This window comes from Paenibacillus sp. Y5S-9, assembly GCF_036894235.1.
GTDB lineage: Bacteria > Bacillota > Bacilli > Paenibacillales > Paenibacillaceae > Paenibacillus.
Window position 1 is genome coordinate 6,002,531 of sequence record NZ_CP145887.1, and the last position, 22,152, is coordinate 6,024,682.

Annotated in this window: 4 protein-coding genes; all 4 read right to left on the reverse strand. The window is 54.2% G+C overall.

Annotation, left to right across the window (positions count from 1 at the left end; genetic code table 11):
- Positions 1 to 85: 85 nt before the first annotated feature.
- Positions 86 to 1,819: an ABC transporter ATP-binding protein gene (locus V6669_RS26465; RefSeq protein WP_338588630.1), complete on the reverse strand. Its 1,734-nt coding sequence runs from the start codon at positions 1,817 to 1,819 to the stop codon at positions 86 to 88.
- A complete protein-coding gene (locus V6669_RS26470) occupies positions 1,816 to 3,642 on the reverse strand; it encodes an ABC transporter ATP-binding protein (RefSeq protein WP_338588631.1) in 1,827 nt (608 codons plus the stop codon). Before V6669_RS26470 ends, V6669_RS26465 begins: the two co-directional genes overlap by 4 nt.
- Positions 3,632 to 6,940 carry an amino acid adenylation domain-containing protein gene (locus V6669_RS26475; RefSeq protein WP_338588632.1) on the reverse strand — a complete coding sequence of 1,103 codons (3,309 nt, stop codon included), beginning with the start codon at positions 6,938 to 6,940 and terminating at the stop codon, positions 3,632 to 3,634. Before V6669_RS26475 ends, V6669_RS26470 begins: the two co-directional genes overlap by 11 nt.
- Positions 6,941 to 7,105: 165 nt before the next feature.
- Positions 7,106 to 22,144, reverse strand: a complete 15,039-nt coding sequence (locus V6669_RS26480; protein WP_338588633.1) for an amino acid adenylation domain-containing protein — start codon at positions 22,142 to 22,144, stop codon at positions 7,106 to 7,108.
- Positions 22,145 to 22,152: the final 8 nt, after the last annotated feature.

Consider the following 22,152-nt stretch of genomic DNA (forward strand, 5'->3'; position numbering starts at 1 on the left):
TTTTTTCTGTCCTCTCCGTTTTTATGTAAATGAATAGTTCAATTTATACAGATAGCAACAGGAAGCCGCCCGTCGTAAAGCGGGTCTATCCGTACAGCCGAGCGTAATAACCTCCGAGCGCCAGCAGGTCCTGATGGCGGCCCCGTTCGACGACCGTTCCTTGATTCATGACCGTAATCAAATCTGCATGTTCCACCGTGCTGAGACGATGCGCAATCAGAATGGTGGTGCGCCCCTTCATCAATACGTTCAGAGCTTGCTGTACCCAATGCTGGGATTCGTTATCCAATGCAGAAGTTGCTTCGTCCAGCAGGAGAATCGGGGCGTTTTTAAGAATCGCCCGGGCGATCGCAATTCGCTGCCTTTGTCCGCCTGACAACGACGCTCCCCTCTCTCCCACCGGCGTTTTATACTGTTCAGGAAGTTCCTGAATGAAATGGTGAGCGTACGCCGCTTTGGCCGCTTCAACCACTTCTTCATCCGTTGCATCCGGGTTGCCATAACGGATGTTTTCCTCAATCGTGCCGGTAAACAAAAACGGCTCCTGCGGAACGTATGCAATCTGCCTGCGGATTTCGTCCAGCGTGTAATGGCCGAACGGTTTGCCCTGGAGCAGGATATCACCGCTATCCACAGGATAAAAGCCGAGCAGCAACTTGATCAGTGTACTTTTGCCGCTGCCGCTGGCTCCCACGATCGCAGCGACCTGACCAGGAAACACCTGCATGGACATGTTGACAAGTACCTTTTTATCCGCCTGATAGGAAAATTCCACATCGCGAAACTCCACCGCAGCCTCCGATACAAGCTCGCTACGGGAAGATCCCAGACGCTCCGGTTCCTCTTCTTCGCTTAGTACCTCTTGAATCCGGTGAGCGCCCGCGAGCGAATTTTGGGTCATCGACAGAACCGTCCCCAAGTTCAACAAGGCGTGCGTCAGATTCACTTGTAAAACTGCCAGAGCGGCGACGCTTCCCATCCCCATCAATCCGTAGGCATAAAGAAGACTGCCGATGACGATGATGCCGCAGAACGTGACGTAGCTGATAAAATGGTTCACCGCAGCCTGCATACCGTTCTTCTTCGCCGTTTGCCGAAGCGTTTGCGTCATTTGTTCGTTCAACGCCTCGTACTGGCCGTAAATCGTGCGGATGCGGAACAGCTTCACAATTTGAATGCCGCCCATAAAATCTTTGAATTTTTCAGTCATTTTACCGAGCGTTTGCAAGCCTTGTTCAGACAAAGCGCGGATATCCCGTGCAAATTTCAGGCTGACCAGAGAGGACAGCAGCAGAACGACGAAGGATACGCCGGCAAACCGCCAATCGATCACCACCATGGAGACAATGGAGCCGATGCAAAAGACAACTTGAAGCAACAAAACGAAGTAAACCTGCGAGAATGTAAACTCAACGGTCGTTACGTCGTTGTTCACCCGCGACAGCAAGTCACCATGGTGCGTCTGCTCCAGGAATCTCGGCCGCACCCGGCACAGCTTGTCATAAAGACGTTTGCGGATATTCAGCACAGTCAGCTCGACACTTCGCTGGTATAAGTAAATGAACCAGGGAGAAATTATATTTTCCAGAAACAGAGCCGCGCCCAAAATAATAAAAGCTTCCACCATCAGGGACGTATCTCGGGACACGGCGAAATCAACCAAGTTATGTACGACCAAGCTGAAGGCGATCAGAAACAATGTCTGGGTGAGCGCCGTTACAGCAAGGCCAATCGCGTACTGGGTTTTACGCTTGCGGTTCATAAACGTCAGCAAGTAGCCGAGTTCTTTCACTTGCGATAGCCTTCCGCCTTTTTTCATGTGTACGACACCTCCCTGCATTCGGCAGACTCGGTAAATTCCTGGTAGTACGACTGGGCGTACATTCCCTTCCTCTCGAGCAATTGTTCATGAGTGCCCTTTTCGATAATATTTCCTTGTTCCATAACCCAGATTTCATCGGCATTTTGTACCGTAGAAAGCCGGTGGGCAATAACCATGGTCGTTCTCTGCTTCATCAATACGCCCAGCGCTTCCTGAACCGCGCTTTCCGACTCCGGATCAAGAGCCGATGTAGGCTCGTCCAGCAGCAGTACGGGAGCATCCTTCAGAAAAGCCCGGGCCATTGCAATGCGCTGTCGTTGCCCACCGGACAAAAAGCCTCCGCGCTCTCCGACATACGTCTGGTAGCCACCCTCAAGCTGCATAATGAAAGAATGAGCCTGAGCGGCTTTGGCGGCTTCGATAATCTCGTCCATCGACGCTTCTTCCCGCCCGTAGCCGATATTTTCGGCGATCGTACCGCTAAACAAATATGAATCTTGGGTTACCACGGAAAAATGCGACCGAAGCTGCTCTGGATTAGCGCCGTGGATCAGGCTTCCGAACACGCGGATCTCGCCCTGATCCTCCGGAAGTGGATAAAAGCCGCATACCAGCTTAAACACCGTGCTCTTCCCTCCGCCGCTCGCTCCGACAAGTGCAATCGTCTTGCCTTCCGGCACCGAGAAACTAACATTCCGCAGAATCGGAGAACTCTCTTCATACCCGAAGGTTACGTTCTGAAAATGGATGGGAGCGGCGCTCGCTTTTGGAAGCAAACGGCCATTCTCCGTTTCGGTCGGCTGCTCGACGATTTCGGAGACCCTTCTCAGGGCACCGGTCATTTCGAACGTGCGCGTGATGAGCTCGGGAATATGCTCCAGCGGCTCCAGACACAGATTAAGCAAGTACAGGAAGGCGATTAGTTCTCCCGCGCCTAGCTGCCCGTTATAGATCAAATAGCTACCGTAACTGACGGCGAAAATGATCGGGCTGATCATCAGCGTAGAAAGCAGCGGGTTAACCCAGGCTTCCCGCTTTTTCACGGCCAGCTTTTTTTGAGCCGTCAGTTGCAGCAACACTTGGTAGGAGCGAGATAACATACCAGATAGTAGATAGCTTTTTACAATAGGCATCCCCCCAAGCGTATCCTGGAGGTTGATGTTCATTCGGCCCATGTTTGCCTGGGCTTCCTCCGTCAACTGTTCCAACTGCTTGCCGATCCATTGGGAAACCAGCAGTGCCACGGGAAATAACAACAGGCTGTACAGCATCAGCTCCCATTGGAGATACATCAAATAAGCGAAACAGCCGATAAACAATAGCGGATGATAGAACCACTGGGCGAGGTCCCGAATCATAAATTGCTGGATGAGCTGCAGATCGTTGTTGATCCGCGACAATACGTCGCCGGAGTGCTGCTTTTCCAAATAGGGGACCGGGAGTTTGCCGATATGACGCATGACATGGTTGCGGATATCCTGCACCGCAGAGGCACTGCTTCGCTCCACACCAAAGCTCATGAAAAACTTCGCCGGCACACCGATCAAGATGACCACAAAGACCGTGTATACGATCTGCAGAACGATTGGCCCCGCCCCATTCTCGGCCTGTGTGGTCAGCTGCTCGACCAAACGTCCCGTCCATATCTCAATAACCGCGGCGGCAATTGCGGACAGGATACCGACGATCATCCAGCCTTTGTGACGGCTTACATAGGACATCAGCCAGCGGAACGCTTTCCAGGTGGCATAAGCGGTTCGGCGCTTGGAAGGCGCCGCTGTGCCTTGTTCTTGAACAGACGTCTGCCGATCAGCTCCCATGCAGGACCCCGGCCTCCGCTTTGATCTGCCGCTTGATTTGCACTAAGATGTCACGGATGACAACGGCCGTTTCGTCCACACGCGCGAGTTCCAGTAATTCCTCGTGTGCGCCCTCCAGCCGGTAATCGGCGTAAGCTTGCGTCGTTGCCCTCTGCCAAGACGGCAACTGGTGCTCCAGGCGGAATGCTTCGCTGTCCTTCGCAATCAGTTCGTAAACCCGGGCAGTTATCGTGCCTGAATTAATAAGCTGCGCTTCGTACGTCAAGGTGGCTTTGATCTTCCGATGAACACGCTCCCGCACGAGCGGATTGCTCATTAATTCCTTCTCTTCTTCGTCGAAATCCGCAAGCATTTCTTCAAGCTCTTTCTCAGACGTTTCATAAGGTGTGAGTGTGTCCTTAATCCACGAGTCCACCATGAGCACGTCCGTTACGGAATACCCTCTTCTTTCCATCGTTTTGGCTACCTCGAACGTCAGGTTGCCTCCGAAGCAGTAACCGAGCAGCACGTAAGGTCCTTCCGGCTGGATGCGAACAATCTCATCCACATAACGGTTCAGCATGGCCTCGTAATCGATGACATCGTCAATAAAATCAATGCCGTAAAGCACGAACCGGCCGTCTAGCCTGCTTGCAAGCTCTCGGTAACCGATGCCGAAGCCGCTGCCTGGAGGGAAGCAGAACACGTTCAGATCCCCTGTTTTATTCAGCTTAATGAAGGAGTCTCCCCCTTTATCCAGACCCAGATCCTCCTCTCCAAAAGCCATAGCTTCAACGGTTACACTATGGAATTGGCGATTCAGAGGTATCTCAATGCCCGTTTCATCGTAAACGGCTTGAACGAGCCTCATCAGACTTAAGGAATTGCCGCCCAGCTCAAAAAAGTTATCCTTTACGCCAACCTGTGGAATGCCAAGTGTATCCTGCCAGACACGGGAGATCTTCATCTCTAGTAGTGTTCTAGGCGCAACATATTCCACTCCTCCAGCCGCAGCTTCCTCCGGTAGCGGCAGCGCTTTGCGGTCGATTTTTCCGTTCGCGGTCAGCGGCATCTGCGAAAGCTGCACAAGATGCGCAGGAATCATATACCCCGGAAGCTGCTGGGCGAGCTGCTCCTTGAGTTCATTCGCCGCCAGCTTTGTTTCCGCAACGTAATAAGCAACAAGTTGCTTATGGCCGTTTGCGTCGTCCCGGGCGAGTACCACCGCTTCTTCCACGCCCTGTGCGTTCAGAAGCTGCGTCTCGATTTCGTCCAGCTCGATCCGGTACCCGCGAACTTTGACCTGGTGGTCGATCCGGCCCAGGTATTCGATGTTGCCGTCCGGTAGCCAGGTCGCCAAGTCGCCTGAGCGATACAGTTTTTCCCCCTCCGCAAACGGGGAATCAACGAACTTCTCCGCTGTCAGATCCGGACGGTTCAGGTATCCTCTCGCGAGCCCTTCCCCGGCCACGTACATTTCGCCCGCTACGCCAATCGGCACAGGGCGGCGGTTTTCATCCAGGACGTATACCCTCAGCGTTGGGATCGGCTTGCCGATATTACTCTTCGCCGCCTCCATCTCGATCCATGTGATTTCCTTATACGTCACGTGAACCGTCGTTTCGGTAATACCGTACATATTGATCAGCTTTGTCTGCGGGTACTTCGTCTTGAAGCCCTTGAGCAAAAGCGGACTGAGCGCTTCGCCGCCGAAAATGACGTTGCGAATCCGCAGATCGTATGGATGATCCGCCAAGACCTTACGCAGCAGCTGGTAGAAGTACGTTGGCGTTTGGTTCAAAATCGTGACCTGTTCGCGGCCCAGCAGCGCCAGAAACTCGGTCGGATTTTTCGCCGTAAGCGGCGGTACAATGACCAGCTTTCCTCCATTCAGAAGCGCTCCGTACATCTCCCAGACGGAAAAATCGAAGCAGAACGAATGGAATAACGTCCACGTGTCGGACGGCCCAAAGTCGAACAGGTTCTTGTCGTTGAACAAAAGGCGCACGACGTTTTTATGCTCGATCAACGTGCCTTTGGGTTTGCCAGTCGTTCCCGATGTGTAGATGACATATGCCAGGTTGCCCGACCCGGAAATTGGCTCCAGATTGGAAGCGTCCAGCGCACCTTCCGAGTCCGCCCCGCTGTGGCCCCAAACGAAATCATTTATTTCAAGGCGCGTTCCTGCGAAGTCGATCTTCTCATGCAAATGCTTTTGAATCAGTAATAACGGTGCACCCGAATCCTCGATCATGAAACGGATGCGCTCCTCCGGGTAGTCGGGATCAACAGGCACATAGGCTCCGCCCGCTTTGAGAATCCCCAGTATGCCGACAACCATATCGAGTGAGCGTTCAGCCAGAATCGCTACCAGCTGGTCCGCTTCAACTCCCGTCTCCCTCAGCCTGCGCGCGAGACGGTTGGATCGCTCGTTCAGCTCGCGGTAGGTCAACTGCCGTTCGTACATGACAACGGCCACGTTGTCCGGGTAAAGCTCCGCCTGTTCTTCAAACAAACCGTGAATCGTTTTCCCCCGCTCGAACCCGGTATCGTTATCATTAAATCGATTCAGCAACGTCTCCCTCTCGTCCGGGGAAAGCACATCGGCTTGTCCAAGCTCCAGATCCGGCTGAAATACAAGCACGGACAGAAGCCGAACAAGGTGGTCGGCCGCCTGTTCCATAAATGCCTGCTCGTATCGATTCCCGTCAAAGCTTATTTCTAGCTCGATAGAATCATTTTGGCGGTTGAATCGAAAATCCGTATCGGCCGCCACCCGGTTACCCAACGGTTCAGGATGAATCGGGGCGAAGGATGCGACGGTGTTGACCACTGGAAGACCTTCCCCTGTATAGTCCAGATGGAGCGGCTCCACCATTTTCCGAAAAGGCAGATGCTGATGCTCCAGCGCCTCGCCGATGGAAGCTTTGATGCCCCCGAGCAGCGTTTTCAGCGTAGTCTGGCTGCTTACGGACGTTTTGATAACCAGGATGTCATGCGGAGGCTGAGTCACGTCCTGGTCCGCGCTATAAGAAGGCATGCCGACCAGTACTTGATCCTGCCCAGTATATTTGAACAGCAGGCTCTTTACTCCTGCCAAAACAATCATGTACAAAGCCAGATCCGAACCATTGGCGAGGCGAATAATTCTCTCCGAGAGCTCACTCGGCAGGGTACGGTGAAGCAAAGCCGGCTCTGCCGCAGCTTCGCCGCCCGCAGATAATTTGGAGGATTGACTATAGGGAAGGAAGCTCAGGCTGTCTTCGTCGTCAAACTTGCTGCTCCAGTACCGTTCTTCCTTTTCAAATAAAGATTTCATTCGTACCTCCCCTAAAAATGAAGTGACCGCATGCCCCGGCGCAGGTCCGATAAAACTTGCTTTCGGCCTGCGCGTTTACGGGCTTGATTTACGGACTTGCAAGTTGTTCGACGTCTTCCTGGGATGCGCACCACTTTCGCTTGACGGCGGAGCGCGCTTGTAATATTAAAACGCGAATTCGATCGTATCGACGGCACTCTTTGCGCCTGCCGCCGGTTTATGACATTCAATCCGGCTTAGCTCAAGTTGTGGATTTTCCGCAATTTGAGAAAGTACCCGCAGGTAATCTTCGGTTAAGGTGCGGATCATCGTTTCTTTGAACAGTTTGGTGGCGTAGAAAAAGCCCCCGCTCAGCGCCCCTTCGTTTTCATACATAAACAACGTCAGATCAAACTTCGCTTCTTCCAGTTGGTCAAGCTCGTAATTCTTCAGGCTGACCCCTTCCAGTTCGGCGTCTCGTTCTTCGATATTTTGCAAGTCGAAAACGGCATCAAACAGTGGAAAGCGGCCAGGCTCCCGCTTCACATTCAAACGCTCCACGAGCTCCTCGAATGGATAATCCTGATTCTCAAAAGCTCCCAAAGCCGTTTCCTTGACTTCATCAAGGTAGGACAAGAACGTTTTTTCGACTGACGGACGATTGCGGAGCGCCAGTGTATTAACAAACATGCCGATGACCGGCTCCAAATCGGCGTTAGTTCTTCCCGCCACCGGGGTGCCCACGATTAAGTCTTCCTGCCCGCTGTACTTGGACAGCATCACGGTATATGCCGCAAGCAACACCATGTACAGCGTGCTTCCACGCTCGGCCGCCAACTCACGCAGCCGCGCAGAGAGAGAAGCTTCGACATCGAACTCCAGATGCGCGCCTTCATAGTTGCGAACTGTAGAACGTTCGTAGTCCATCGGCAGATCCCCCGTCGGCAGCTCGCCTTCAAAGGTTTGCAGCCAGTACGCTTCCTGCCTTCCGATCCGCTCTCGGTGGGCCTCCGACTGCTGCCAAACGGCATAATCCTTATATTGAATGCGTAGTGGCGGCAGTTCTTCCCCGGCGTATAAACTCGAGAACTCATCCATCACAATCGCCATCGATACGCCGTCCGACACAATATGGTGCATATCGAAAAGGAGAATATACCGGTTCGGCTCCAGTTCGACGACTCCGGCGCGCAGCAGCGGCGGATTGCCGAGATCAAACGGACGAACGAAGTTGCGGACGATCTGCTCAACTTGAGCTGCATCCTCTGTATCCGCTTGATGATGCTCAATAGCAAAATCGACCTGCGGGTAAATCCGCTGAACCGCTTCGCCCTTCACCATTTCAAAACCGGTGCGCAGCGATTCATGCCGTGTTATCAGTTTCCGCAATGCGGCTTCCAACCGGTCTAAATCAAACCTGCCTTCCACCTGCACCAGTTCCGGCATGTTGTAAAGTTGATCCGCTCCATCCAGCGTGTGCTGAATAAACAGCCGTTTCTGCGCGGAGGACAGAGGGTAGTACTCTCTCTCTTCCGCTTGAGGAATGGCCTCATGCTCCCGCCGTTCCATCCGGGCAATCGCATCGGCCATCGCCGCAATCGTGGAGTGACGGAATACGTCGCGCAGCGGGAGGTTGACGTTTAGTTCCTTAAATACCTTGCCCGCTAGTGTCGTCGCTCGCAGGGAGTGGCCGCCGATGTCGAAGAAGTTGTCGTAAACGCCAATCTCCTTCACAAGTCCCAGCACCTCCTGCCAAATCACCGCCAGCTTCATTTCCAGCTCATTGCGCGGTGCGACATACTTCGTTCCACTTCCCGCTTCCCCTTCCGGCGCTGGCAGCGCCTTCCGGTCCATCTTTCCGTTCGGCGTCAGAGGCAAGCGCTCCAGCTCCACGAAGTACGACGGGATCATGTAACCCGGCAGATCCTGTGCCAGCGCACTGCGCAGATCGTTCACCAACAGCTCCGCACTGGTATCCGGTGTGTAATACGCACACAGCGCCTTCTGACCGTTCGTATCACTTCGAACCAGCACTACCGCTTCACGCACGCCTTCCACCCGCAGCAGCTGCGACTCGATCTCACCCGTCTCAATCCGGTAACCCCGGATTTTTGCCTGGTTATCGATCCGCCCGATGAAGTCCACGTTGCCGTCTTCCATCCACCGCGCCAAGTCTCCCGTGCGATACAACCGCTCACCCGTGGTGAAAGGGCTGTCTACAAACTTCTCTTCCGTCAGCTCTGGACGGTTCAAGTACCCGCGCGCCACGCCGACTCCGCCGATAACCAGTTCACCCAGCACGCCGACTGGCACCGGGTTCAGATGTGCATCCACGATGTAGAACTTCGCATTCAACCACGCTTTGCCAATCGGCACATGGCCTGTCTGCGGCAGCTTCGCCAACTCCTCGTCATAGAAACTGGAGTCAATTGACGCCTCCGTCACGCCGTAGGCGTTAATGATGCGGAACAACGAGCCGAAACGTTCCTGCAAGGTCCGGTAATCCGCCACGCTGCAACTATCCGAGCTTGTGATCAACAGCTCCATCCCGCTTATATCCAGCCCCTGTTCGTGCACATATTCCATAAACGGTACGATCAGTGCCGGCGTCGATTCAAAGATGGTGATCCGCTCCCGCTCCATCCAGTGGTGCAGACGAGACGGATCAATCCGGTCCTCCTTAGGCACAATCACCATCGTGCCTCCGTTATACAGCGTCCGCGCGATATCACCCACGAACACGTCAAACGAGAAGCTAGCGAGTTGCAACAGCCTTACCGGGAACTGATCCAATCGATATTCCCGTCGGTAACCCGCCGCCGTGTTCACCAGGCTGCGGTGCTCAATCATTACACCCTTCGGCTTGCCTGTCGTTCCCGACGTATAGATCACGTACGCCAAGTCCTCCGGACGGGCTTCATGGAAGCTAGCCAAGCCAGCAACCTTCAGATGACTCGGATCATCGCTGTTCACAGCACCCGTCAGCTCGCCGGAGACTCGATCGGAAGCACTGTTGGAGCCTTGTCCGAAGTCCATTGGTGCATTCGCTCGGTCTTCGCTGTATGACGTTTCGTCATCGAGATACAATACCGCCGCCAGTGCCAGTTCCTCTTCGCCGAGCCAGGCTTCGGCACGCTCTCTCAGCGGCGTTTGTGTCAGCAGTACCTTCGCTCCGCTGTCTTCGAGCATAAACCGCACCCGGTCTACTGGATATTCCGGGTCGAGCGGTACATAGGCCCCGCCCGCTTTCCATACGGCCAGTACAGCCACCAGCAAGTCCACCGAACGCTCGGCGAGAATGCCAACGATTGACTCCCGGCCGATGCCGCTTGTGCGCAGCGTAGCCGCCAAGCGGTTCGCTCGCTCGTTCAGCTCCACATACGTTAGGCGGTTATTCTCGTACACGACAGCTTCCGCTTCCGGTGTGCGTTCCGCCTGTTCCTCGAACAGCTGGTGGAACGCCGCCACAGGAGCCGGTTCTAGCTGCGCTAGATTAAACGCACCGAGAACTTGTTCTTTTTCCTCTGCCGTCAGCAAGTTCAGCTCGGCAATCTTCGCATCTGGACGGTTTACAATTGTCACGAGCAGCTGCTCATAATGTTTTGCCAGCCGTTCAATCGTCTCCCTTTTGTAAAGAGCCGTCGCATATTCGAAGCTGTAATCCAACCCACCGTTCTCCTCGCCCACATCCAAGCTGATATCAAACTTCGCAGTATCCAGTACGCTCGGGTAAGGAATCAGGCGAAGCCCTTCCAGCTCAAATTGCTCGTTCTCCGTATTTTGCATCGTAAACATCGTATCGAAGAGCGGATTACGGCTTAAATCACGGGTGACTTGCACCTTGTCCACCAATTGTTCAAACGGATAGTTCTGATGCTCAAAGGCATGCAGAGTTGTTTCTTTGACTTCGTTCAGATATGACAGGAATGTTTTTTCCGAAGACGGATAACTGCGAATCGCCAGCGTGTTTAGGAAAATCCCGATCAACGGCTGCACATCTCCATGATTCCTTCCGGCAATTGGCGTACCAACGATCACGTCTTCCTGACCTGAATATTTGTGCAAAAGCACGTTATACGCCGCAAGCAGCACCATAAACAGCGTCGTGCCCGTTTCCGAAGCCAACCGTTTCAGGCCGTCGGTTTTTGAAGCGTCGAAGAAAAACTCCATCGTTTGGCCCTCATAGCTCTGTACAGCCGGACGTGGATAGTCGGTCGGCATTTCCAGCACTGGAAGCTCGCCCTGGAACATGTCCAGCCAATACGCCCCCTGATGCTGAAGCCGTTCCTGCTGCTCCTGCGAATGCTGCCAAACGGTGTAGTCTTTGTACTGAATGCGCAGCGGCTCCAATTGCTCTCCACCATACAAGCGCACGAATTCTTCAACAAAGATTTCCATCGAAACGCCGTCAGAAATAATATGATGCATGTCGTACATCAGAATATGGCGTTCCGGAGCCAGCTCAACAAGGCCTACCCTCAACAGCGGTGGCTTAGCCAAGTCAAACGGACGGACGAAACCGTGAACCACCGCTTCGACCTCTTGCTCATCCGCTTGATAGAACTCCACCGCAAAATTCACATCCTGGTAAACCCGCTGTGATGCTTCGCCATCCACCATTTCAAACCCGGTGCGCAACATTTCATGCCGCTCCACGAGCTTACGGAACGTTTCTTCAAACCTTGCCCGGTCCAAAGCACCCTTCAGCAGCATCGCTTCCGGCATGTTGTAGCCAAGCTCCGCACCTTCCAGCTGGTTCAGGATAAAAAGACGTTTTTGAGCAAAAGATTGCGGGTACACCTCTCGGTCATCCGCCACCGGAATGGCAACGAATGTCTGCTCATCCAGCCGGTAAATGACGGCCGCCATGCTCTCGATCGTGGAATGGCGGAACACGTCGCGCAGCGGCAGATCCACGTTCAACTCTTTATGAATCTTGCTGACCAACGTTGTCGCGCGCAGGGAGTGGCCACCGATGTCGAAGAAGTTGTCGTGAACACCAATCTCCTTCGTAAGCCCCAGCACTTCCTGCCAAATCACCGCCAGCTTCATTTCCAGCTCATTGCGTGGTGCGACGTACTGCGTTCCGCTTCCCGCTTCTCCTTCCGGCGCTGGCAGCGCCTTCCGGTCTATTTTGCCGTTCGGTGTCAGCGGCAGACGCTCCAGTTCCACGAAGTACGACGGGATCATGTAACCCGGTAACTCCTGTGCCAGCGCATTGCGCAGATCGTTCACCAACAGCTCCGCACCGGTCTCCGGCGTGTAATATGCACACAGCGCCTTCTGTCCGTTCGCATCACTTCGAACCAGCACCACCGCTTCGCGCACACCTTCCACCCGCAGCAGCTGCGACTCGATCTCACCCGTCTCAATCCGGTAACCCCGGATTTTTGCCTGGTTATCGATCCGCCCGATGAAGTCCACGTTGCCGTCTTCCATCCATCGCGCCAAGTCTCCCGTGCGGTACAGCCGTTCGCCCGCGACAAACGGGCTGTCTACAAACTTCTCTTCCGTCAGCTCTGGACGGTTCAAGTACCCGCGCGCCACGCCGACTCCGCCGATAACCAGTTCACCCAGCACGCCGACTGGCACAGGGTTCAGATGTGCATCCACGATGTAGAACTTCGCATTCAACCACGCTTTGCCAATCGGCACATGGCCTGTCTGCGGCAGCTTCGCCAACTCCTCGTCATAGAAACTGGAGTCAATTGACGCCTCCGTCACGCCGTAGGCGTTAATGATGCGGAACAACGGGCCAAACCGTTCCTGCAAGGTCCGGTAATCTGCCACGCCGCAGCTGTCCGAGCTTGTGATCAACAGCTCCATACCGCTTAACTCCAACCCCTGCTCATGCACATACTCCATAAACGGCACGATCAACGCTGGTGTTGATTCAAAAATTGTCACTTGCTCCCGCTCTATCCAGTGGTGCAGGCGAGACGGATCAATCCGATCGTCCTTCGGTACAATGACCATCGTGCCACCGTTGTACAACGTCCGTGCGATATCACCCACGAACACGTCAAACGAGAAGCTGGCGAGCTGCAACAGCCTTACCGGGAACTGATCCAACCGGTATTCCCGCCGGTAGCCCGCCGCCGTGTTCACCAAGCTGCGGTGCTCAATCATCACACCCTTGGGCTTGCCCGTCGTTCCCGACGTGTAGATGACATACGCTAGGTCCTCAGGACGGGCTTCATGGAAGCTGTCCATGCCCACAACCTTCGAATGGCTCTCATCTCTACCGTTCACAGCCCCCGTTAGCTTGCCGGCGACTGGATCGGAAACCATGCTGGAGCTAAGCGTTGCATTCTCCCGGTCTTCGCTGTACGACGTTTCCTCGTCGAGATACAGCACCGTCGCCAGTGCCAGTTCCTCTTCGCTGAGCCAGGCTTCAGCACGCTCTCGCAGCGGTGTTTGCGTCAGTAGCACCTTCGCTCCGCTGTCTTCAAGCATGAACCGCACACGGTCCACTGGATAATCCGGGTCAAGCGGCACATATGCCCCGCCTGCTTTCCAGACGGCCATCACGGCCACCAGCAGGTCCACCGAACGCTCGGCGAGAATGCCAACAATCTCCTCCCGGCCAATGCCGCTTCCGCGCAGCGTAGCCGCCAAGCGATTCGCCCGCTCGTTCAGCTCCGCGTACGTTAGGCGGTTATTTTCATACACTACGGCCTCCGCTTCCGGCGTGCGTTCTGCCTGTTTCTCAAACAGCCGGTGGAACGCGGCCACAGGAGCCACTTCCGATTGCGCCGGGTGGAACTCGCCGAGAATTTTCTCTTTTTCATCTGCCGTCAACAAGTTCAGCTCAGCGATCTTTGCATTCGGACAGCTTACGATCGCCGCAAGCAAATGTCCAAAATGAATCGACAGCTGCCGGATCGTGCTTTCTTTATAAAGAGCCGTTGCGAATTCAAAGTTGCACTCCAGCCCGCCATTTTCTTCCGTAACATCCACACTCAGATCGAACTTGGCCATACCATATTCGCTAGGGTACGGGGACAATTTCAGCCCTTCCAGCTCAAATTCTGACTCCTCCAGGTTTTGCAGGGAGAACATCGTGTCAAACAGCGGGTTGCGGCTCAAATCCCGGCTAACCTGCACTTTATCGACGAGTTCTTCGAACGGATAATTCTGATGCTCATAAGCGCCTAAGGTCGTTTCTTTCACTTCTTCCAAATACGACAGGAAGGTCTTCTCCGAAGCTGGATAATTGCGGATCGCCAGCGTGTTGACGAACATTCCAATCAAAGGCTGCATGTCGCCGTGCGTTCTGCCCGCAATTGACGTGCCAACGATCAAATCATCCTGACCTGTGTATTTATGCAAAAGCACGGTATATGCGGCAAGCAACACCATATATAGCGTCGTTCCTCTTTGAGCGGCCAGCTGCTTCAAGCCTTCGTTCGTTGCCTCATCCACGAAGGACGTCAGCGTATGTCCCTCATAGCTCTGTACAGCAGGACGCGGATAGTCCGTTGGCATTTCCAGAACCGGCAGCTCGCCCCGGTAACGGTCCAGCCAGTAAGCTTCCTCGCGTTTCAATTGCACTTTTTGCTCGTCCGATTGCTGCCATACCGCATAGTCCTTGTACTGAATGTGCAAAGGCTCTAATGACTCACCCCCATACAGACGAACGAGTTCCTCAACAAACACGTCCATCGAAACCCCGTCGGAGATGATATGGTGCATGTCAAACATCAGTAAATAACGATCGGCTGCCAGCTCTACGAGCTCGGCACGCAGCAACGGTGGCTTCGCCAAGTCGAAAGGTCGGATAAAAGCCTGCACGACTGCAGACGCTTCTTCCTCGTTCGCATGACGGCACTCGACGGCAAAATTAACGCTCTCGTAAATACGCTGTACCGCTTCGCCTTGTACGATCTCAAATCCGGTTCGCAGCGTTTCATGACGTTTGATCAGTCCGCGGAAAGCTTTCTCCAGCAGGCTATGGTCAATCGATCCTTCGAGCAGCAGCACACCCGGCATGTTGTAGCTCTGATCGGCTCCTTCCAGCTGATTCAGGATAAACAGCCGTTTCTGAGCTGAGGAAAGTGGATAATACGCTCTTTCATCTGCCAGCGGAATTGACGAGAACAACTGCTCTTCAATCCGGGAGAGGGCGAGAGCCATCTCTTCGATCGTTGAGTAGCGGAATACGTCGCGCAGAGGCAACTCGACGTTCAACTCCTGATGCACCTTGCTCACCAGTGTCGTTGCCCGCAGGGAATGGCCGCCCAAGTCAAAGAAGTTGTCATGAACCCCGATGTGCTCCAATCCAAGCACGCTTTTCCATATTTCAGCCAAGCTGGCTTCCAACGGAGTCCGAGGCGGAGTACGTCCTTCGCCCGGCTGCAGGCTCTCCTCAGGTGCCGGGAGGGAGCGGCGGTCGACCTTGCCGTTCGTCGTCAGCGGGAGCCGCTCCAACTGGATCAGGTAAGCCGGGATCATATAGGCCGGCAGTTCCTGGGAAAGCACGCTCTTCAGCTCAGCCGCCGGAAGATCACGGTCCGCTTCATAATAGGCGCAAAGCTGCTTCTCGCCGGACGTGTTTTCCCGCGCGAATACCGTCGTTTTCCGAATTCCCTCCACTTTCTGAAGCTGAGCTTCGATCTCGCCCAGCTCAATACGGAAGCCGCGGACTTTCACCTGGTCATCCGTCCGCCCCACGTATTCAATCGTGCCGTCCGGTAGCCATTTCGCCAAATCCCCTGTCCGGTACATGCGCTCTCCCTGCACAAACGGATGGTCCACAAATTTCTCCGCCGTTAGCTCCGGCCGGTTATTGTAGCCCCGTACCAAGCCTTCTCCGCCGACGCAAAGCTCCCCGGCCACGCCGATCGGCAGAAGTTTATTCTGGCTGTCGACGATATACACCGTCGTATTGCTGATCGGCCGTCCGATGGGTACGGTAACCGCGGACTCATCGACAAAGTCGACTGGAAGATACGTGGTATAAACCGTGCTTTCCGATGGGCCGTACAGGTGGTTGAGCCTGCCCGGTCCGATATGAGCGAGTGCTTTACGCACATGGCCGACCGATACGCGCTCTCCTCCGAACAAAATCGCCCGGACATCCCGCAGGCAGTCGACGTTCACATCTACAAGGACGTTGAAGAAAGCCGTCGTAATCAGCATGACCGAGATTCGCTCACGCTGGATGAGATCCGCCAGCTGGCCGATTTCCAGCAAAGTCTCGTGGGGAACCAGCACCAGCCGTGCCCCGTTGGTCAAAGCGCCGAAAATATCAAAAATCGCTCCGTCGAACGAATAGCTCGAAAGCTGGAGGACATGGTCCCGCTCAGTGATGTCGATATAATTCGTATTGCGCACGATCCGCACGATATTGCGGTGTGAAACAAGGTTGCCTTTTGGCTTGCCCGTCGTGCCTGACGTATAGATGATGCAAGCCAGATCTGTCGCTTCGTTACCCGGATTTAGATTTGTGCGGTCCTCGTGATAGAAGGACTCGTCATCCAGTAAAATCACGGAGTCCGAACCCGCCAGGCGCTCGCGCAATCGGCTTTGCGTCAGCATGACCTGCGCACCCGAATCCTCGACCAAGAAACGGATACGCTCCTCGGGATATTCCGGGTCAATCGGTACGTAAGCCGAACCGGCTTTGTGTGCCGCCAGCATACCCACCACCATTTCGATGGAACGCTCAGCCATAATGGCGACCAAACGACCTTTGGATATCCCGTGGCTACGCAAGGTACGAGCAAGGCGGTTAACGCGTTCGTTCAGCTCGCGGTAGGTCAGCTCTTGCCCATTCAAGGAGATGGCAGCTGCATCCGGGATGCGCTCCGCCTGCTCTTCGAACAATTGAATGAGCGTTTTCCCGCGCGGAAATTCCGTGGTGGTGTCATTAAAACGTCCGAGAAGGTCAGCCTTTTCCGCCTCCGTCACAAGCTCCAGCTCGCCCACGGTAATTTCCGGGTTATCCGCCACCTGTTCCAGCAAATGAACGAGATGCCCCTTGAGCCGCTCAATACTATCTTTATCAAACACTTCGGCGTTAAAGTCGAACCGAATTTCAATCTCGTCTCCCGGCACCACGGTGACGTTGAAGTTATAGTTTGTCTGCTCCTCCATCTGAACATCAGCGATCGTCAGGTCGCCGTGCTGCTGGTCCCCCGCCTGCTCCATCTGCTCGTCCACCGGATAGTTCTCGAAAGCGATGATATGGTTGATCAGGTTCTGCTTTTGCACGCTGCGGGCCTGAATTTCATACAGCGGATAGTAATCATAACGCCCGGACTCCAGCGCCCGCTCTTGAAGCTTCGCCATCAGGTCGGCGAACACGGTGTCCGCTTCGCTCGTGACCCGAACTGGCACCGTATTGATGAACAGCCCGATCATGGACTCAATGCCCGGGATTTCCGCCGGTCTTCCGGCCACGACGCTGCCAAATACGGCATCGTTTGTTCCATTATATTTTTGCAGCATCACGCCCCAGATAGCTTGCAACAGTGTATTGACCGTAATCAGGCGCTGTTTCGCCACCCGGTCCATCCGCTCGCTCAAGTCCTTGCCCAGCTCGGCGGTGACGTGATCAGCCGTAAATCTGCCGTTGGGCGCCAGTTCCTTTTGTCCCGGGAGTACGGTTTGCCCTTCATAACCTGCCAGGAATCCCATCCAATAGGCTGATGCCGCCTGATCGTCCTGTTTCTCCAACCATTCGATATAGGCGCCATAATCCGATCCCTTATCTCCCGCTGACTGCTCGCCGGATGCCAAGGCCGAGTATGCCTCAAACAGCTCCTGCGTCAGCTGAGCCAGGCACCAGCCGTCCATCAAAATATGTTGGAAACTCCACAGTACATGATAGCTTTGCTCTTCGGTGCGCAGGATCGTGAACCGAACGAGCGCGTCATGTTCCATGTCGAAGCCGCGAAGCTTGTCCTCCTCGGCCTTTTTATCCAAGTAAGCTTGTTTCTCGTCCACCTGCAAATGAAGCAGCTCTTCATATTCAAAACCGACCGGCTTGTCGCGGTATATGATTTGCAACGGCTCGCCCGCCGGTCCTTTCACAAAATTCGCCCGCAGCACCAGATGACGTTTCGCAAGTTCCATCCAACTCCTCTCAAAAAGCTGGACGTCGAGCGCTCCCCGCATCGTAAACCGCGTCTGCTCAAAGTAAGCTGCCGTTTGCCGGTCAAGCGCGCTGTGGAACCACATGCCCTTCTGCATCGGCGTAAGCGAGTAAATATTTTCGATTTCCCCAAGATGGCCGGAGCGCTGGGCGATTTGCTCCAATTGGGCAATGGTCAAGCCTTTAAATTGCACGTCGCTCGGCGTCAATTCAGTGTTTTCTTTACCTGCACAGTGGGTAATGAGGTCTCGGAGACTTTGCTCAAGCCCCTGAGCGAAGGCTTCCATCGTTTCCTTGCGATACTGCTTCCGGCTGTAGCTGAGATCGAGCGATAAAGCGCCGTCCAGCACCATGCCGTTGATATCCAGCACAAAGCTGCGGGCCTGCCGGTCGCTAGCCGGGCTGCCGCTGGAATAAGAAGATATGCCGATCTCGTCTTGGTTGACATCATCGTCGAACTGACCGAGGTAGTTAAAGTTAATTTCCGGCTCTGCGCCACAAACCAAGCCATCCTCCGATTTCGAGAGATAGCGGCATACCCCGTACCCAAGCCCCTTGTTCGGAATGCGGCGCAAGTTTTCCTTGACCTGTTTAATCTGATATGCCAAATCTCGGTCGGTTTCCGGCTCCAGTACGACCGGAAACTTGGTCGTAAACCAGCCCACTGTACGCGTGATGTCGATATCCGTTCCGATTGATTCACGTCCGTGTCCTTCGAGATTGATCCGCACCCGTTCGTACCCCGTCCATTTGTGTAAGGCTATTCCGAGCGCCGTTACCAAAATATCATTCATTTCGGTGTTGTAGGCACGGTGAACCCGCTTCAGTAGCAGCTCCGTTTCTTCGGGAGTCAAACGGACAAACAGCGATTCGCTGTCATGCTGCGTCGTAACGTCCGCCTCCATATCCTTCGGCACGGCTAGAACCTCCATTTGTTCCACGGCCTGCCAATAGGCCCGTTCCTTCGCTATCTCCGGACTTTGCGCGTAAGCAGCCAGCTGCTCGGACCAAGTGCGGTACGCATCTGTTTTCGCCGGGAAACGAATTTCCTCGCTTTTTCCAGTCTGCTCGTAACCTAGAGCGAAATCCTCCATCAAAATGCGCCAAGACACGCCGTCTACCACAGCATGGTGAACCGCGAGCAGCAAATGATCTCCGTCCTCGCACTGGAACAGTCCCGCCTTCATGAGGGGCCCGTTCTCCAGATCGATGCCTGCTTGCATTTCCGTTGCCTTCGCTTCCACAACCTGGGTCGGATTCTCCGCATCTTTGAAGTCGAACACGTCCAGCGTGAACAGCCCACCATCCTGAATCGCTCGGGTTAACGCACTAAACCCTTGTTCCGTTTTGCAGAACACCATGCGCAAGGCGTCATGATGCTCGGCCAGCTTTTGCAGCACCTTATACACTATCTCTTCATTAAAGCGTTCCTTCCGGTAAAACATCACCGACTGGTTGAAATGATGTGGGTCCGCAAAGGAACTCTCGAAAAACCAATGCTGAATCGGTGTCAAAGCCGTTTCACCCGTTATTTCGCCTTGATCGATGGTACGTCTGATCGGTTTCACATGCAGGCTGAGCTGTGAAATCGTCGGATATTTGAATAAATCCCGGATTTCCAGCTTGTACCCGGCTTGATGAAGCCGCGAAGATACTTGAATGGACTTGATCGAGTCTCCGCCGAGCTCAAAGAAATGATCCGTTACCCCAACACGATCGGCGTTCAATACCGCCTGCCACACAGCAGCAAGCGTTCGCTCAGCTTCATTGCGAGGAGCTACGTACGCGCCGCCGGTCAGTGCGTTTCCTTCCGGGGCAGGTAAAGCTTTACGATCGATTTTGTCGTTCGGCGTAAGTGGCATCCGCGGAAGCTGAACAAAATGTGCCGGAATCATGTAATTCGGCAATTTTTGCGCCAGCGCGCTTCTCAGCTCGCCGAGCGTAAGAGGGAGACTCGCGACCAGGTAAGCGCACAGTTCTTGCCCGCTTTTGCCTTCCCGCGCGATCACAATCGTCTCCTGCACCGAGTTGATCTGCAGAAGCTGCTCTTCAATCTCACCGACCTCGATTCGGAATCCACGGATTTTCACCTGATGGTCGATCCGGCCCAAGTACTCCATATTACCGTCCGGCAGCCAGCGGGCGAGATCTCCTGTCCGGTAAAGGCGTTCTCCCGGCGCAAACGGATGTTCCACGAACTTCTCTGCCGTCAGCTCCGGTTGGTTCAGGTAACCTCTCGCAAGCCCCACGCCTGCCACGCACAGCTCGCCGTCCACTCCCGGAGGCACAAGTTGCAGGTGGGCATCCAAAATAAAAATCTGATGATTAGCCAGCGGGCGCCCAATCGGAATAACTCTGCGCTCCGGCTGCTGCTCATCCGCATCCCAAAGCGTCGTAACAATCGAAGCTTCGGTAGGACCGTAAGCATTGAAATAGTGAACCTTTGCTTTCCACTGCTGCACGAATTCGGCCGATACCGCCGAACCTCCGGTTACAAGCTTTGTTAAGCTGGGAAGACGGTCCGGGTTCAAATGAGCGCTGTATGTTGGAGGCAAAATCGCCGCCGTAATCGCATGCTCGTTCATATAACTCTCGAACAGACGAGTGTCGAGAATTGTTTCGGCCGTCGGGATGTACAAAGCCGCGCCAAAATAGAGTGCTTTGAACACTTCCCAGCAGGATGCGTCGAAGGACAAGCTGGCAAATTGAACGATCCGGTCATGCTCCGTGATGCCCAGCCTGTCTGCGAACATCAGCTTCAAACTGACCAAACCACGATGCTCCAGCATAACCCCTTTGGGTTTGCCCGTTGTACCTGACGTATAAATGACATAAGCAAGATCGTTTGGACCACTGGCCGCCTCCAGGTTGGAGCCATCGTCGCTATAGGCTTGTTTGTCATCTAGCGCCAATACGGTCCCTTCGAACGGGACTTGCTGTAACCGCTCTGTTTGAGTCAGCAGCAGCTGCGCGTTCGAGTTCTCCAGAATGTAACGAATACGTTCTTCCGGGTACTCCGGGTCGATTGGCACGTAGGCACCGCCAGCTTTCAGAACCGCCAGAATGCCAATGACCGTCTCCAGCGATCTCCTGACCATCAAGCCTACCAACTGATTGGGCAGAACACCGAACGATCGTAGCGTACGCGCCAGCCGGTTCGCCCGTTCGTTCAGCTCTGCATATGAAAGCTGCTGCCCCTCAAAAACAACCGCCGTCGCCTCGGGCACACGCTTCGCTTGCTCCTCCACAAGCTGATGAATCGTCCGATCACGAGGATAGTCCTTCTCGGTATCGTTAAAGCTTTGCAGTAATTGATATTTTTCGTCCTCCGACAGCATGTCCGCTCGCACGATGTCCAGCTCCAGCTCATGAAGCCCCACGGACAGCAAGCGATTCAGATGGCCGACGACCCGATTCATGAACTCTGAGTCATATAAATGCTCGTTATATGACAGCGCTAGCTGTATCGTTCCGCCGGTTAAACTGAATTCAAAGGAACAGTCCGTGACCACGTTTTGCCCAATTTCGTCCAGATGCAGCTCCTTAAGGGATACTAGCGTATGGACGAAGGGTATCCCTTCTGCATATTGCAGATCCAGCTTCTCCGTCATTTTCAAGAACGGAATATGTTGATGCTGAATGGCTTCCGGCAAGGAAGTCCTCAGTTCGCTCAGAAGCGTTTTAAAAGTTGCCCCCACCGAAAGCGAGTTTTTCAAAATGACCGTATGATTAACGGATCGACGCGTCTCCCCCTTTTTCGGCACAACCGGCATGCCGACCAGAATGTCTGAAGCGCCTGTATATTTATGCAAGAGTGCCTGAACACCGGCGAGCAAAATCATAAAAGCGGCCAGCGGAGTACCCTTGCTCATTTGAAGGACGCGCTGCGCCGCTTCCTCCGAAAGCGAACCGCCAACGGTTTTCACATTGGGCACCAGGGAGTTTGGAGCTTTGCTGTAAGGCAACCGCGTCAAGGTATAATCGTTACTACCGAATTTTTCGTTCCAAAACAACGTTTCTTTTTCAAAAGCCATCTGGATCGTTCCCCTCTCTTCATCGGTAAAAGCAATCCGGCGGAGCATATGCCGCAGCAACACTCCAGCCTCGCTCATCTCCTTTTCAAACATCTGACAAC

Excerpts from the sequence above, each read along its gene's own strand:
- V6669_RS26480 (WP_338588633.1), bottom strand. The coding sequence starts at position 22,144 with ATGTTTGAAAAGGAGATGAGCGAGGCTGGAGTGTTGCTGCGGCATATG.
- V6669_RS26470 (WP_338588631.1), bottom strand. The coding sequence starts at position 3,642 with ATGGGAGCTGATCGGCAGACGTCTGTTCAAGAACAAGGCACAGCGGCG.
- V6669_RS26465 (WP_338588630.1), bottom strand. The coding sequence starts at position 1,819 with ATGAAAAAAGGCGGAAGGCTATCGCAAGTGAAAGAACTCGGCTACTTG.
- V6669_RS26475 (WP_338588632.1), bottom strand. The coding sequence starts at position 6,940 with ATGAAATCTTTATTTGAAAAGGAAGAACGGTACTGGAGCAGCAAGTTT.